Here is a 5257-nt window from a genome sequence, read left to right on the forward strand (position 1 = left end):
CGGGGCGGGGGCCCCCCGGTGGGGCGCCCCCCCGGTGCGGGGTGGCCCTCGCCCGCCCACCCCCCCGCCCCGGGGGGGTTCCCCCCCGCGCGGGGCGGGGCCGCCCCCCCCTGCACCGGGCGGCCGCCGGGGTCGTACACGCAGTACACGGCGTCGGGGCGCGCGCCGGGCGCGGCGAACACGGCGTCGAACGCGTGCCCGGCGGTGTCGTCGGGGTCGAAGGGGACCACCAGCGGGGCCGCCCCGCGCTCGGCGCACCAGCGGGCGTAGGCCGAGGTGACGGCCCCGGTGTAGTACTCCCGGCCGTACGCGGAGTGCAGCGCGATCCGGCGGGCCCCGCAGGCGGCGAGGTGGTCGAGGACCTCGCGGGTGGTGGCCTCGTGGTCGTTGTCCACCCACACGTCCCCCGGCCGGGGCTCCGGGGGACGGCCGTCGAAGACCACCGGCAGGCCGCGGGCCCGCAGGGCGCGCAGCACCGGGTCGCCGGCCGGGCTGTCGAGCAGCAGCATCCCGTCGACGGCGAGGGTGTGCCACAGCGGTTCGGCGCCCCGGTCGGCGGGCAGCACGGTGAGGGCGTAGCCGCGGGCGTGGGCGGCCGCGGTGGCGGCGGTCAGCAGCCGGGAGAAGTAGGCGATCTCGACGTAGTTCCAGGCGGAGCCCGCGTACGTGGTGACGGCGAGGCCGAGCGTACGGGTGCGGGGGCCGCGACGGGCGCTGTACCCGAGGGCGGCCGCGACCTCGCGGACCCGCCGGCGGGTGGACTCGCCGACGCGGCCGGTGCCGCCCAGCGCGTGCGAGACGGTCGCGGTGGAGACCTCCGCGGCGCGCGCGATGTCGGCGATGGTCGGTCCGGGCCCGGGCACGGGGTCATCGTACGGACGGCGGTGCGGATTTCGTCGGCGGCGACGGGTTCTGGTTAAGGGGTTAATCAAACAGTGTCCTGGCCACACCGACGTTTGGAGTGGCCATGACCTCTTCTTCCCGTTCTTCCTCCCCTTCCTCGTCCCGTTCCCCGTCCCCCTCCGCTTCCCCCGCCCGCTCCCCCCTCTCCCGCCGCGGGCTGCTGGCGGCCGCCGGGGCGGCGGGCGCGGCGGGCCTGCTGGGTGCGGGCCCGGCGGCCGCCGCGGCCACGTCCGGCGGACGCGGTTCGGCCGCCCTGGTCATCCACAACGCCCGGGTGTTCACCGGGACCGGCGGCGGCGGGGCTCCGGTGGAGGCGGTGGCGGTCGGCCGGGACGGGAAGGTCCTGGCCACGGGGAGCGGTTCGGCGGTGCGCCGGCACGTCGGGCGGGACACCGAGGTCGTCGACGCGCGCGGCAACACGGTCATGAGCGGCATCCACGACGGGCACGTGCACCCGCTGGGCGCCGGCGACCGGTCCCTGCGGCCCTCGCTGGAGGGGGCGGAGACCACCCTGCCCGAGCTCCGGGAACTGCTGACCGGATTCCTCACCGACACCGGCGGCGCGGGCGCCGAGCCGGACCGCTGGCTGGTGGTGGAGGACTGGAACCCCGTCGGGCTGCTGCCGACCGGGAGCGTGCCGCACCACTCGATGCTGGACGCGCTGGAGACCCGCAGACCGGTCGCGCTGGTCGGCGGGGACGGGCACAACCTCTGGGTGAACCGGCGGGCCCTGGAGATCGCCGGGATCACCGCCGCCACCCCGGACCCGGTCGGCGGCCGGATCGTGAAGGGCGCGGACGGGCAGCCGACGGGCGTCCTGAAGGACGACGCGCAGGACCTGGTGCAGCGGCACGTCCCGGAGCCCTCCCGGGCCGAACTGGTCGCGGCCTGCGCGAAGGTGCTGGGGCTGGCGGCCGCGTCCGGGGTCACCACGATGATGGACGCCCTGGTCGGACGGCACGAGCTGGAGCTCTACCAGGCCCTGGCGGCGGCGGGGAGGCTGCCGCAGCGGATCGTGCCGGCGATCCGGCTGGACGCGGAGCAGACCAAGGACCCGGCGGGGGCGCTGGCGTACGCGCGCGGGCTGCGCACGGAGTTCGAGGGGGTGCGCGGGCTGCGGTTCGGGACGGTCAAGGTGTTCCTGGACGGGGTCATCGAGTACCCGGCGCAGACGGCCGCGCTGCTGGAGCCCTACCTGGACGGGAACGGCAAGCCGACCGCGAACCGCGGCGAGCTGTACACCTCGGCGGCGGACTACGGCCGGCTGACGGTGGCGTTCAACCGGGCCGGCTGGCAGCTGCACGCCCACGGGCTGGGCGACCGGGCGGTGCGCACGGCCCTGGACGGGTACGCGTACGCCCGCCGGGTGACCGGTCTGCGGGACCCGCGCAACACCATCGCCCATCTGCAGCTGGTGGACCCGGCGGACCTGCGGCGCTTCGCGCAGCTGGGCGTGGCGGCGTGCATGCAGCTCCAGTGGGCGGCGCAGGACACCTGGACGATGGACGCGCTGCTCCCGTACATCGGCCCCGGGCGCCACCGGTGGATGTACCCGGCGCGCAGCCTGGAGCGGGCGGGGGCCCGGCTGACCGGCGGATCGGACTGGCCGGTGGACGCGCTCCAGGTGTGGAACCAGCTGCGGACCGCGGTCGACCGGCAGGGCGCGTTCGGCTCGGGCGAGCTGTACCGCGAACAGGAGGGACTGAGCCGTACGTCGGCCCTGCGGATGCACACGGCCGGGACGGCGTGGCAGCTGAAGCAGGAGGGGCTGACGGGGACGGTGGAGCCGGGCAAGGCGGCGGACCTGGTGCTGCTGGACCGGGATGTGACCCGCTGTCCGGTGGCGGACATCAGCGGGACGGGCGTACGGATGACCCTGGTCGGCGGCCGGGTCGTCCACGACGCGGACTCGCAGGCGGGCCGGGCGGCGGCGACCGCCCTCACCCGTGCCGCCGGGGCCGCGCGCCCGGCGTCGTACACGGCGGTCCACGGCGGCCGGCACCACGCCTGCGGCCACTGACGGGTGACATCGGTTAGCCGATGCAGACAAAGGGGTAGATGTCCGTAATCAGCGAGATGCAGAGAAGCTCCGGGTGGAGCTGACGGCCCGTAACACCCGTCTGCCACACCCGAAGCAGGAGTCATCTCATATCTGAGATACGGTGCATCCATGGCAGACGACTACCTCGTACGCATCGGCAAGCTCATCCGTGACGCCCGTCAGCACCGGGGCTGGACGCAGAGTCAGCTCGCGGACGCGCTCGGCACCAGCCAGAGCGCCGTGAACCGGATCGAGCGCGGAAACCAGAACATCAGCCTTGAGATGATCGCCCGAATCGGTGAAGCTCTCGACAGCGAGATCGTCTCTCTGGGCTACGCGGGCCCGATGCACCTGCGCGTCGTCGGTGGCCGCCGGCTGTCCGGCGCCATCGACGTCAAGACGAGCAAGAACGCGTGCGTGGCGCTGCTGTGCGCCACGCTGCTCAACAAGGGCCGCACCGTGCTGCGCCGGGTCGCCCGCATCGAGGAGGTCTACCGCCTCCTCGAAGTCCTGAACTCCATCGGCGTCCGCACCCGCTGGATCAACGACGGCGTGGACCTGGAGATCGTCCCGCCGGCGCGCCTCGACATGGACGCCATGGACGCGGACGCGGCCCGCCGCACCCGGAGCATCATCATGTTCCTGGGCCCGCTGCTGCACCGCATGGACCAGTTCCGCCTGCCGTACGCCGGCGGCTGCGACCTCGGCACGCGCACCATCGAGCCGCACATGATCGCCCTGCGCCGCTTCGGCCTGGACATCACCGCGACCGAGGGCATCTACCACGCGAAGGTCGAGGCGGGAGTCTCGCCGGGCCGCCCGATCGTGCTGACCGAGCGCGGGGACACCGTCACCGAGAACGCCCTGCTGGCCGCCGCCCGGCACGACGGCGTCACGGTCATCCGCAACGCCTCCTCCAACTACATGGTCCAGGACCTGTGCTTCTTCCTGGAGGCCCTCGGCGTCCGGGTCGAGGGCGTCGGCACGACCACCCTCACCGTCCACGGCGTCCCGAACATCGACGTGGACGTGGACTACTCCCCCTCCGAGGACCCGGTCGAGGCGATGAGCCTGCTCGCCGCCGCGGTGGTCACGGAGTCGGAGCTGACGATCCGCCGGGTCCCGATCGAGTTCATGGAGATCGAACTCGCGGTGCTGGAGGAGATGGGCCTGGACCACGACCGCTCCGCGGAGTACACGGCCGACAACGGCCGCACCCGCCTGGTCGACCTGACGGTCCGCCCCTCGAAGCTCGAAGCCCCGATCGACAAGATCCACCCGATGCCGTTCCCCGGGCTGAACATCGACAACGTCCCGTTCTTCGCGGCGATCGCGGCCGCGGCCCAGGGCCAGACCCTGATCCACGACTGGGTGTACGACAACCGGGCCATCTACCTGACGGACCTGAACCGCCTCGGCGGCCGCCTCCAGCTCCTGGACCCCCACCGCGTCCTGGTCGAGGGCCCCACCCGCTGGCGCGCGGCGGAAATGATGTGCCCGCCGGCCCTGCGCCCGGCCGTGGTCGTCCTCCTGGCGATGATGGCGGCGGAGGGCACCTCGGTGCTCCGCAACGTCTACGTCATCAACCGCGGCTACGAGGAACTGGCCGAACGCCTCAACTCGGTCGGCGCCCAGATCGAGATCTTCCGCGACATCTAGCGGCACGGCGGCCGCCGCCCGGGCCGGCGGGCGGCAGCGGGTGGCGGGTGGCGTTTAGCGTGGGTGCATGGATGATTCTCTGAGCCTCGAGCCCTGGGCCGAGGGCGACTTCTGGTTGCTGCTGCGCAAGAACGAGCCGGTGATGACCGCGCATCTCGGCGGCCCGGAGAGCGGTGCCAAGCTCGAGGAGCGGCATGCGCGGTATCTCGCGCTCAGTGCCCGCGAACCGGCGGCCGGGCGGATGTTCCGGGTCGTCGCGGAAGGCGAGAGCGTGGGCAGCATCGGCTTCTGGGAGCGGGTCCGCAACGGCGAGGAGGTCTACGAGACCGGCTGGGGCATCCTGCCCGAGTTCCAGGGCCGCGGTCTCGCCGCGCGGGCGGCCCGCGCGCTCGTCGCCCATGCCCGGGACCACGGAACGCGCCGCCACCTCCACGCGTTCCCGTCCGTCGACCACGCGGCGTCCAACGCGGTCTGCCGTGCGGCGGGTTTCGTCCTGCTCGGCGAGACCCGGTTCGAGTACCCGCCCGGCCACTGGCACACGAGCAACGACTGGCGGGCCACGCTGGGGTAGGCGGCCCCCGTGCCCGGGGTTGAAGCCCCCCCGCGGGCGGAGGGGGGGAGGCGGGGGGGGGGGGGGGGGGGCGCGCGCCCCGC

The 5257-nt window shown here is 74.1% G+C and carries 4 protein-coding genes; 3 read left to right on the plus strand and 1 reads right to left on the minus strand.

The features are described from left to right. The coding region (locus ACFXA3_RS10455) for a LacI family DNA-binding transcriptional regulator (protein WP_385184683.1) at window positions 1-863 on the minus strand (863 nt) is incomplete at its 3' end. A gap of 104 nt (window positions 864-967) precedes the next feature. On the opposite strand from ACFXA3_RS10455, the gene ACFXA3_RS10460 reads away from it, so the two are divergent. The 3 genes from ACFXA3_RS10460 (at window position 968) to ACFXA3_RS10470 (ending at window position 5174) form a co-directional block, all read left to right on the plus strand. Beyond that, the gene (locus tag ACFXA3_RS10460) at window positions 968-2923 is read left to right on the plus strand and encodes an amidohydrolase (RefSeq protein WP_385184685.1); all 1956 of its coding nucleotides are present in this window, start codon (window positions 968-970) and stop codon (window positions 2921-2923) included. A 150-nt stretch (window positions 2924-3073) separates the two neighbouring features. After that, window positions 3074-4603, plus strand: coding sequence for a helix-turn-helix domain-containing protein (locus tag ACFXA3_RS10465; protein ID WP_385184688.1), 1530 nt, complete (start codon window positions 3074-3076; stop codon window positions 4601-4603). Between the two features lie 67 nt (window positions 4604-4670). Then, a complete protein-coding gene (locus ACFXA3_RS10470) occupies window positions 4671-5174 on the plus strand; it encodes a GNAT family N-acetyltransferase (protein ID WP_385184691.1) in 504 nt (167 codons plus the stop codon). Window positions 5175-5257 lie beyond the last annotated feature (83 nt).

The sequence above is a fragment of the Streptomyces sp. NPDC059456 genome (genome assembly GCF_042750055.1).
In the GTDB taxonomy this organism is placed as follows: domain Bacteria; phylum Actinomycetota; class Actinomycetes; order Streptomycetales; family Streptomycetaceae; genus Streptomyces.

Excerpts from the sequence above, each read along its gene's own strand:
- ACFXA3_RS10460 (WP_385184685.1), top strand. The coding sequence starts at position 968 with ATGACCTCTTCTTCCCGTTCTTCCTCCCCTTCCTCGTCCCGTTCCCCG.
- ACFXA3_RS10470 (WP_385184691.1), top strand. The coding sequence starts at position 4,671 with ATGGATGATTCTCTGAGCCTCGAGCCCTGGGCCGAGGGCGACTTCTGG.
- ACFXA3_RS10465 (WP_385184688.1), top strand. The coding sequence starts at position 3,074 with ATGGCAGACGACTACCTCGTACGCATCGGCAAGCTCATCCGTGACGCC.